Source organism: Liquorilactobacillus uvarum DSM 19971, from assembly GCF_001434935.1.
Lineage (GTDB): Bacteria > Bacillota > Bacilli > Lactobacillales > Lactobacillaceae > Liquorilactobacillus > Liquorilactobacillus uvarum.
This window is the reverse complement of sequence record NZ_AZEG01000062.1, coordinates 1-4661: the sequence shown is the minus strand read 5'-3', so window position 1 is coordinate 4661 and position 4661 is coordinate 1. Positions and strand designations below refer to the sequence as shown.

The window sequence follows — 4661 nt, the reverse complement described above, 5'->3', positions numbered from 1 at the left end:
TAATATTGTTGCTTGATATAAGCCGACTTCTTTTCATACTGACTAGTAATTTTAAAAACCTCGACCGTCTGTTCTGATACCCGACGAATTAAAACTGATCGAGACTTGCCACCGTTAGTTTCTACAAAACAAACGTATAGGCTGACTAAGTCATTAGTCCTCATCTGGATCATTGAGCCAATCAGCGACCTCTTTAGCGTCTTTGAACTCGGTGACTGGTGTCCCTTGGGTCGCCTTTAAAAAGCGTAAATTAGCTCTTTCTTCTTCGCTTAAAGACGCATTAAAAGGTAAAGCACCATTTAATTCTTCCATATGTTTTTCCATCCTTATTTTTTGATGATCATATTAATAGCTTGCTCCACTTTCTGTGATTGTTTACCTGAATCTAATTCCGGATTATCTAAACACGACTTCAAATTTTCAGCAACAATTATTCCCATAATCCGGTCAACACTCGATCTAATAGCACTTAATTGGGTGATTACATCAATACATTCTTTTTCTTCTTCAATCATTTTCTGAATCCCACGCATTTGACCTTCTGCGCGCTTTAAACGATTCAGAATACTTTTATCACAAGTCCCCATAGGTTAATTCTCCTTTCCACGCTGACATCCCCCCCATTACATTGACTACTTTATATCCTTCACTACTTAAAAAATCACAGGCCATTGCTGAACGTCCGCCAGATTGACATATAACATAGTATTTTTCATCTTTATTTAACTGATCGATATGTTGTTCTAATCCGCTTAAAGGAAGTGCTTTAGCGGATGGAATATGCCCTCTTTCAAACTCATCGGCTTCTCTAACATCAACAATTGTCAATGATTCTGTTTTGGACTTTTGATAAAATTCATCTACACCAATTGAACTAAACATAGTCTACATCCTCCAATCTCACTGCTTTATATAAAGAAAATGCACCATCTAAGTTTTCTACTTTAAATCCAGCTTGTTTTAAAATTCTCTCGCCGACATAACTTCTCAAACCACTATGACAACTTATGATATATTCCTTTGTTGGATCTAATTCAGAAACACGGCATCGTAAATCATTTAACGGAATATTAATTGCTTCTTTAAAACGCCCATTGGCTAATTCGCTTTCTCCTCGAACATCCAATAAGATCTTTCCTTTAGCGAGTTCGTCTGTCAATTCATGCCATTGGATCGTGTTACTTAATCCTTCAATCTGATTTAAAGCGACATACCCAATCATATTGACCGGATCTTTTGCAGCTCCAAATGGTGGTGCATAAGAAAATTCTAATTCAGGTAAATCAAAAACAGTAAGCCCGCCTTTAATCGCTGTAGCTAGAATATCGATACGCTTATCAACCCCTTTTTCACCAATTCCTTGAGCGCCATAAATTTCACCCGTTTTGGGATTATACATTAATTTTAAAACTATTTCTGTCGCTCCAGGATAGTAACCTGCATGATCTTTTCCAGAGATATGAACAACTGCCACATCAAGTCCAGCCAGTCTAGCAACACGTTCACTTAACCCTGTGGAAGCAGCACTCAAACCAAATACACGAACAATTGCCGTACCAATACTTCCTTTATTTTTGCGATTCAATCCAGCAATAACATCTGCTACCTGTCTGCCTTGTCGGTTAGCTGGAGAAGCCAAAGAAATAAGGGCATCTTCACCAGTGATTTGTTGCTTGACTAAAATCGCGTCTCCTACTGCATAAATATCTGAAAGATTCGTTTGATAATTATTATCAACCAAAATTCCTCCACGTAATCCTAATTTGATTCCTGCATCTTTTGCTAAAGTATTTTCAGGTTGAACTCCTACTGACAAAATAGTTAAATCTGATTGCAACTCAGTTCCATCTTCTAAAATAACTAATTTTCCTTGATTTCTAAATTCTGCAGCCGATTGAGAAGTAATCACTTCTACTCCTTTGCTAACTAATTCATTTTTAACAAAAGCAGCCATTTCTTCATCTAACGGAGGCAAAACATGAGGGGCTTTTTCAATAAGAGCTACTTCCAAGCCACGTTTTTTTAAATTTTCTGCCATTTCTAACCCAATGAATCCAGCACCGACCACAATTGCTTTTTTAGGATTTTCCTGATCTATGTTAGTCATGATTTTATCCAAATCTGGTACATTTCTTAAACTGTAAACATTCGTTGCTTCGGCTAATCCAATAATCGGTGGAATAAATGGTTTGGCTCCTGGGGATAGAATCAACTTATCATAAGATTCTGTCGTTATTTGACCACTGTGTTTAATTGTGACCGTTTTATCCACGGGATTGATTGCTATCACTTCATGATGTGGTCTCACATCTAAATTAAAACGTGCACGTAAAGCCTCTGGTGTTTGAACTAATAAACTTTCTCTCGCTTCAATTTCTCCAGATACATAGTAGGGTAATCCACAATTGGCAAATGAAACAAATGGCCCCTTTTCTAAAACAACAATTTCAGCATCTTCCATTAATCGACGTAATCTAGTCGCAGCTGACATTCCTCCAGCGACTCCACCTACGATAATAATTTTTGTCATAATTATTTTCCTCCTCTTATTTGACCGGCCCATTGGCTCATGCCACCACGAATATTTACTACGCTATAGCCTTTTTTTTGTAATATTTTTGCGGCTTTTTTACTGCGCATCCCAGATTGACAAATCACATAAACTTCCTCAGTCAAACTTCCTTTATAGCCATCGACCTTATTTAGCGGAACGTTTTTAGCTTTCGATATATGCCCTGACCGGTACTCATTTGGTGTGCGTACATCAAGTAAATGAATTGTGCCTTTCATTTTTTCTTGCAACTCAGTTACTGAAATGCTTGCTACTGTATTAAAAAATTTAAACATACTATTTCCCCCTTATTAAAACATCTCAATATACCCCTTAAGGTATACTAAACTACGAGTCCAATTAAATGTCAACTTAAATGTCAACAGGATTTATTTTCTAATAAATAAACGCAGTGTTTTCACAGCAAAACTTGACTTACATACCATACCCATAAAGGGTATATTTTTCTTTGTATATAAAGATAAACTATACGTATCAATATTCGTTTAATCTGTCTTACTCTCTTTATTTTCTATGGGGTAAATTTGCTTCTGATTTTTTAAGCCAACCATCAAAATCTTTTTTAGTACCCTCATAAACATCATATGCGCTTGGATATTTTTTTTGAAATTCACTCTTAAAATCTTCGAACGAATAATCATCTGGCAATGAATTTCTAACCTTTTCAAGTTTTTTATTAATCCCCTTAACCAGATTTCCCTTCTTTCCTTTACCTAAATAAATAGGATTTCCATGACTGGTTACGCCTAATGCTTGAGCAGCACGAAACGCCGTTTCTTTCACTTTAAACACTGGGTCATTTATAGCAAGTCTAGCAAGTATATCTTTAGACTGCTTGCAATCATATTCTTTTAAAACATTTACAGCAGACAAACGTTCACGCCAACTATTTTTATTATTTGCTTTCTTTTTCAACTCTTCAATGTTTCTTGGTGTTTCTTTTATCATAAATATCACTCCTACTTTAATGTCCAAGCAACTACATAGCTATTGCTTTTTAATCAAACAAATTTCAATCATTCTAAAGCAAAAAATACACACTGGTTACAAGAAATATTTCTTCCTATACAAGTTTTCTGTATAATAGACCAAGCAAGAAGTTTTAAGGGCGGTGGCTGTCTTTTCCCTTGCGAGGTGAGGCCCATGGGAACATGGAATAATCTTCAGAAAGGTTTCACAGTCAATGAGCGTCTTCCAGACACTCTCGTTGATGTTGCTGTTTGCAATGTTTATTTTGGCGTTGCTAACATACATCGACAAAAGGAACAAATAAAAAAGCCGCCCTGCGTAACTTTGGCCAGTTACAGGGTAGCTTAATGCTGTCTTATTAACTTCGCCACCGTCTTTGAAGCGGCTTGCATGGGAAGTCCTGTTCTAGCGGGGCTTCCCTTTTTCTGTCTACATTATAGCATGACTATAATGGACTTTCGACTATTTTTAATCAACTTTCTGCCAGTTTTTAGGGAACACACGTTTGCTTTATATGCTACAATACAGGTAAAAGCTAACGGAAGTGATCTAAATGTTTTTTGATGATGAACCGCATGGCGTGTTCTTCTTAATCGATAACAAGTCCTTTTATGCTAGTTGCGAAGCCGTTGCCCGGGGCCTTAATCCCTTAAAAGTCCCGTTAGTGGTCCTTAGCGAAGCTGAAAATACTAATGGCGGGCTCATTTTAGCCACGTCACCCGAAGCTAAGCACTTATTTCATCTTAAAGCCAACGTCTCCCGTAAACGTGACTTACCCAATGACACCAGGTTGTGGGTCGTGCCACCGCGCATGAACCTTTATATTCAACGTAATTTGCAGATCAATCAGATCTTTCATCAATTTACCACTGAACAAGAGGTTTGGCCGTATTCGATTGATGAAAGCATTCTTGATATGACCTATACTTGGCGGCTTTTTGGCAATTCCGTTCGCGAAGTGGCGCGCTTGATACAAAAGACAGTTCGGCAAAAGCTAGGCTTGTATACCACCGTGGGAATTGGTGACAATCCGGTGCAAGCTAAATTAGCCTTAGACCTTTATGCTAAACATAATCATGAATTGATCGGTGAAATCCATTACGAAACTGTGCCGGATAAA

General features: G+C 37.4%; 7 protein-coding genes and 1 pseudogene. 2 read left to right on the top strand and 6 right to left on the bottom strand.

Features of this window, described 5'->3' with window-relative positions; translation table 11 throughout:
- Positions 1–153: 153 nt before the first annotated feature.
- From FD20_RS12060 to FD20_RS12035, 6 genes and pseudogenes are all read right to left on the bottom strand, one after another.
- Positions 154–300 (bottom strand): annotated as a pseudogene (locus FD20_RS12060) (type II toxin-antitoxin system RelB/DinJ family antitoxin); the annotation flags it as partial.
- Between the two features lie 26 nt (positions 301–326).
- Positions 327–587, bottom strand: a complete 261-nt coding sequence (locus FD20_RS12055; protein WP_017866941.1) for a metal-sensitive transcriptional regulator — start codon at positions 585–587, stop codon at positions 327–329.
- Positions 574–882 carry a rhodanese-like domain-containing protein gene (locus tag FD20_RS12050; RefSeq protein WP_004271068.1) on the bottom strand — a complete coding sequence of 103 codons (309 nt, stop codon included), beginning with the start codon at positions 880–882 and terminating at the stop codon, positions 574–576. Before FD20_RS12050 ends, FD20_RS12055 begins: the two co-directional genes overlap by 14 nt.
- Positions 875–2530, bottom strand: coding sequence for an FAD-dependent oxidoreductase (locus tag FD20_RS12045; RefSeq protein WP_057738826.1), 1656 nt, complete (start codon positions 2528–2530; stop codon positions 875–877). Before FD20_RS12045 ends, FD20_RS12050 begins: the two co-directional genes overlap by 8 nt.
- Before the next feature lie 2 nt (positions 2531–2532).
- Positions 2533–2847: a rhodanese-like domain-containing protein gene (locus FD20_RS12040; RefSeq protein WP_057738824.1), complete on the bottom strand. Its 315-nt coding sequence runs from the start codon at positions 2845–2847 to the stop codon at positions 2533–2535.
- Positions 2848–3076: 229 nt separating this feature from the next.
- The gene (locus FD20_RS12035; protein WP_016526921.1) at positions 3077–3520 is read right to left on the bottom strand and encodes a hypothetical protein; all 444 of its coding nucleotides are present in this window, start codon (positions 3518–3520) and stop codon (positions 3077–3079) included.
- Positions 3521–3755: 235 nt separating this feature from the next.
- Here FD20_RS12035 and FD20_RS14075 point away from each other — a divergent pair, with 235 nt between their 5' ends.
- Together FD20_RS14075 and FD20_RS12030 are read left to right on the top strand one after the other, a co-directional pair.
- Entirely contained in the window at positions 3756–3845 is a 90-nt protein-coding gene (locus tag FD20_RS14075; protein ID WP_072672334.1) for a putative holin-like toxin, read from the top strand.
- Between the two features lie 249 nt (positions 3846–4094).
- Positions 4095–4661 (top strand): Y-family DNA polymerase (locus FD20_RS12030; protein ID WP_477218316.1); only part of this gene is annotated, 567 nt, incomplete at its 3' end.

Bases quoted from the DNA above. Each gene is read 5' to 3' on its own strand.
- FD20_RS12055 (WP_017866941.1), bottom strand. From the start codon at position 587: ATGGGGACTTGTGATAAAAGTATTCTGAATCGTTTAAAGCGCGCAGAA.
- FD20_RS12050 (WP_004271068.1), bottom strand. From the start codon at position 882: ATGTTTAGTTCAATTGGTGTAGATGAATTTTATCAAAAGTCCAAAACA.
- FD20_RS12045 (WP_057738826.1), bottom strand. From the start codon at position 2,530: ATGACAAAAATTATTATCGTAGGTGGAGTCGCTGGAGGAATGTCAGCT.
- FD20_RS12040 (WP_057738824.1), bottom strand. From the start codon at position 2,847: ATGTTTAAATTTTTTAATACAGTAGCAAGCATTTCAGTAACTGAGTTG.
- FD20_RS12035 (WP_016526921.1), bottom strand. From the start codon at position 3,520: ATGATAAAAGAAACACCAAGAAACATTGAAGAGTTGAAAAAGAAAGCA.
- FD20_RS14075 (WP_072672334.1), top strand. From the start codon at position 3,756: ATGAGCGTCTTCCAGACACTCTCGTTGATGTTGCTGTTTGCAATGTTT.